Source organism: Streptomyces sp. HSW2009 (assembly GCF_040240285.1).
Classification (GTDB): domain Bacteria; phylum Actinomycetota; class Actinomycetes; order Streptomycetales; family Streptomycetaceae; genus Streptomyces.
In genome coordinates, this window is sequence record NZ_JBEHZD010000660.1 from 1 (window position 1) to 3,787 (window position 3,787).

Annotated in this window: 2 protein-coding genes and 1 pseudogene; 1 reads left to right on the top strand and 2 read right to left on the bottom strand. The window is 76.4% G+C overall.

Going from position 1 to position 3,787, the window contains the following annotated elements; all coding sequences use genetic code 11:
• Positions 1-389: 389 nt before the first annotated feature.
• Positions 390-1,247: a dimethylargininase gene (gene ddaH / locus AAHZ94_RS30315; RefSeq protein ID WP_349996932.1), complete on the top strand. Its 858-nt coding sequence runs from the start codon at positions 390-392 to the stop codon at positions 1,245-1,247.
• 291 nt (positions 1,248-1,538) lie between these two features.
• On the opposite strand, the gene AAHZ94_RS30320 is transcribed toward ddaH, so the two are convergent.
• Both AAHZ94_RS30320 and AAHZ94_RS30325 read right to left on the bottom strand, forming a co-directional pair.
• Positions 1,539-2,600 (bottom strand): small ribosomal subunit Rsm22 family protein, encoded by a 1,062-nt coding sequence (locus AAHZ94_RS30320; protein WP_349996930.1) that lies wholly within the window; start codon positions 2,598-2,600, stop codon positions 1,539-1,541.
• A gap of 10 nt (positions 2,601-2,610) precedes the next feature.
• A pseudogene (locus AAHZ94_RS30325) lies at positions 2,611-3,621 on the bottom strand (serine hydrolase domain-containing protein); the annotation flags it as partial.
• Positions 3,622-3,787: the final 166 nt, after the last annotated feature.

Sequence of the window (3,787 nt, forward strand, 5' to 3'; positions counted from 1 at the left end):
CCCCGCCGCGGGCCCCCCCCCCCCCCGGCCCCCCCCCCACCCCCCCCCCCCCCCCCCGCGACCGCCGCACCCCGGCCCGGGGCGGGGCGGTCGCGTCGCGTACGGAATCGGCCAGCACCCCCCGTACGGCGAACGACCCGCCCCTGCGGTGCAACCGACGGACGCCGGTGACCCGCACCGGGCCCACCGCGCCCGGGCCCCCGGCCACGGCGGGGCCGCGGGCCGCCACGCCGGCCGCCCGACCGCACCTCCGTGTGAAGGGTCACCATTCCCGGCCAATCGGTTCATAACGACCGCGCGACAGGTCATCCTGGGCTAGTTGGAGATGGCCCGTTCGGTCCATGCACTGCGGTTCATGAGGATGGACGATTTTGGTGCGCACGCGATCCGTGCGTAGCCACCGCCACCGGGAGGAGACCTCGTTGCGTACGTCTGCGCGCCGCGCGACCCCGCGCCGCTACCTGATGTGCCCACCCACACACTTCAAGGTCACGTACTCCATCAACCCCTGGATGGACCCGTCCAAGCCCGTCGACCTCGCGCTGGCCCGCACCCAGTGGGAGGAGTTGCGCGACCGCTACCGGGCGCTGGGCCACACCGTCGACGAGTTGGTGCCCGACCCGGCGCTGCCCGACATGGTGTTCGCCGCCAATGGTGCGCTGGTCGTGGAGGGGCGGGTGCTCGGCGCCAGGTTCGCCCACCCCGAGCGCACCGCGGAGGCCGTCGCGCACGCCGCCTGGTTCCGCGCCCACGGCTACGCCGACGTGTGGGAGCCGGAGCACATCAACGAGGGCGAGGGCGACTTCGCCGTCACCGCCTCGCTGCTGCTGGCCGGCCGCGGCTTCCGCAGCAGCCCGCTCTCGCACCCCGAGGCGCAGGAGTTCTTCGGCCGCCCGGTGATCGGGCTCGACCTGGTCGACCCGCGCTACTACCACCTGGACACGGCGCTCGCCGTGCTCGACGACGCCACCGACAACGACGTCATGTACTACCCGGGCGCGTTCTCGCCCGGCAGCCAGGCCGTGCTGGCCCGGCTCTTCCCCGATGCGCTGATCGCCACCGAGGCGGACGCGGCGGCCTTCGGCCTCAACGCCGTCAGCGACGGCCGCCACGTGCTGCTGCCACAGGAGGCGGTGGGCCTGTTCGAACCGCTGCGGGCCCGCGGGTACGAGCCGATCGGGCTCGACCTCGGCGAACTCCTCAAGGGCGGCGGCAGCGTCAAGTGCTGCACGCAGGAGCTGCGCTGACCACCGGCCTGGGCCGCCACACGGGCCACGGACCGCACGACCACCTGTCCTACGACCGCCTGTCCTACGACCGTCTGCCGCAGGACCGCCTGCCGTACGCCACCGCTCAGGGCGCCGCCCCGCAACCGGCACGAACACCTTCCTGACCAGCGCGTATGCCAGCCCCATCAGCGGTGCGCACGGCGCGAGCCGTCCGGCGGGCCGGGTGCGGCGCCACCGTCCAGGGCCCGTGTCCGACGGCGCCGCCCCGGCCTGCTCCGGTTCAGTCCAGTCCGTCCGGTCCAGTCCGGTTCAGTCCGTGGCCGGGCCGTCCGCCGGCGGCCACGTATCGCCCCAGGCCACGTCGCGGGCGCTGCGGTAGAGCGCACCGCGTCGCTTGGTGACCACCTCGCGGCGCAGTTCCCCGTCCGCCGTGCACAGGTCGAGCAGCACCTGCCCCTTGCGGATCTGCGGGTGCCGCACCACCCGGTGCGCGGGGCCGCGCCCGGCGGCCGGGGCCATCGAGGGCGCCACGGCCACCACGTAGCTGAACTTCTCGTCCTCGTACGACAGCGAGCCGCCCTTGACCTGGCGGTGCAGCGAGGAGCGGCTGACCCGGGCCGCGAAGTGGCACCAGTTGGTGCCGGGGGTGATCGGACAGTCGAGGTCGTGCGGGCAGGGCGCGATGACGGTCAGGCCGGCGGCGATGAGCTGGGCGCGGGCCCGCAGTACCCGGGCGTAGCCCTCCGGGGTGCCGGGTTCGACGACCACGACGGCCTGCCCGGCGCCGGCCGCAGCCGCCACCACCGCGTCCCGGTCCGCCTCGGTCAGCTCGCCCAGCAGGTAGGAGACGGTGATCAGGTCGGCCGGCTCGGGGAGGGTGAAGCCCGCGCCGATGGGGCGGCGCTGCCAGCGCATGGCGCGCAGCGCGGCCGATTCCGCGTCGGCCGCCAGCTCCCGGCCGAGCGCGAGCGCCGGCTCGGCCCAGTCGTACACGGCGCCGGTCCGCTGCCCGTCGGCCCAGGTGGCGGCCGTCGCCCAGGTCGCGGCCCCGGTCCCACCACCGATGTCCAGATGGCTGGCCGGCAGCCAGCGCGGGGCGGCGTCCCGCAACGCCCCGAGCGCGTGCCGTACGGCCTCGAAGGTGGCGGGCATCCGGTAGGCGGCGTACGCGGCGACGTCGGAGCGGTCGCGCAGCACCGGCGCCGAGGTGGGGGTGCGCCCCCGATAGGTGCCGATCAGCCGCTCGACGGCCTGCGCGGCCTGGCTGGGCGGGAGCCCGTCGAGCAGGGCGGCGAGCGCGAGGCGCAGGCTCTCACCGGTGATCGGGGGGTGCTGGCCCGCGTCGTCGGCGGCAGGTCGGGAGGCGTGCATCCGTGGAATTTTACTGGCTGTACGGGGCCGGTGGCGCCGCGCCGAGCGCCCGGGCCAGCCAGCTCGCGGCGGCGGCCCGCGGCCGGTTGTCGGCCGGTCTCCGCCGCGGGTGGACGGTGTTGGCAAGCAGCACCAGATAGCCGCCGCTGGCCCGGTCGAGCACGAGGCTGGTCCCGGTGAACCCGGTGTGCCCGGCCGCGCCGCGCCCGGCCAGCTCGCCCATGAACCACCCCTGGTCCACCGCGAACCCGAGCCCCGGCGGCGCGAGCAGCGCATCGACCGACTCAGCGGCCAGGATGCGGGTGCCGCGGTGGCTGCCGCCGCCCAGCAGCGCCCGGCACAGCACCTCCAGGTCGCCGGCCGGCGCGAACAGCCCGGCGTGCCCGGCGACCCCGCCGAGCGCGTACGCGTTCTCGTCGTGCACCTCGCCGTGCACCGGGCCCCGGTCGAGCTTGCCCCACGGGGCGCGCTGGTCCTCGGTGGCGGCGATCGCGGGCCGCCAGGCGGCGGGCGGGCGAAAGCGGGTGCGGTCCATGCCGAGCGGCCCGGTGATCCGCTCCCGCAGCAGCCGGTCGAGCCCGTGCCCGGTGACCCGCTCCAGAATCCGCCCGAGCAGCAGCAGGTTGAGGTCGGAGTAGCGGTACGCGCCGCCGGGTTCGGTCAGCGGCGGCTCGCCGGCGACCGCCGCCCACCGCGCCGCGTGCTCGGCGCCGGGCGGCCCGCTGGGCAGCGCGTACAGCGGCAGCTCGGGCCGCAGCCCGGAGGTGTGGGTGAGCAACTGCCGCACGGTGATGCCGTACGCGGCGGCGCCGGTCAGCTCGGGCGCGTAGCGGGCGGCCGGGCGGTCGAGCGCGAGCGTGCCCCGTTCCACTTCGCCCGCCACCAGCAGGGCGGTGCACAGCTTGGTCAGCGAGGCCAGGTCGAAGACGGTGTCGGTACGCATCGGCACCCGCACGGGTCGCCCGTCGACCGGGGCACGGCCCGTGAGTCCAGGGGCGTGCGGTCCATCGGGGTCCGGGCCGCCGGGGTCCGGGCCGCCGAGGCATTGGCCGCCGGCTGCGGGTCCGCCGGTGTCCGGGCCGGCCGGGCGGGGGCCCGGGGGGGCCCCCGCGGGGGGCGGGGGCGGGGGGGTTTTAAAATGGTGCGCGGGCGCCGCGAAGGCGTGGGGTGGGGAGGGGGGGGGGCGG